This window comes from Oleiphilus sp. HI0125, from assembly GCF_001635355.1.
The window spans coordinates 1-272 of the sequence record NZ_LWGF01000308.1; the positions used below are offsets into that span (position 1 = coordinate 1).

Here is a 272-nt window from a genome sequence, read left to right on the forward strand (position 1 = left end):
CCGCAGTAACTGACCCACCCGGTGAATTAATATACAGGTGAATATCCTTATCTGGATTCTCTGATTCCAAAAATAATAACTGAGCTACAACCAAATTTGCCATGTGGTCTTCAACTTGACCTACCAAGAAAATCACTCGCTCTTTCAACAAACGCGAGTAAATATCAAATGAACGCTCGCCGCGTGCGGTTTGCTCGATAACCATTGGCACTAAGCCGCTATTGGTAATAATTGATGGTGCTTCGCTCATGGGACCCCTGTAGCTCATTATT

At 43.4% G+C, this 272-nt stretch carries 1 protein-coding gene; it reads right to left on the bottom strand.

The features are described from left to right. Positions 1-250, bottom strand: a 250-nt coding sequence (locus tag A3762_RS04195) for an ATP-dependent Clp protease proteolytic subunit (protein ID WP_197469014.1), incomplete at its 3' end; no start/stop codon positions are given. Positions 251-272: the final 22 nt, after the last annotated feature.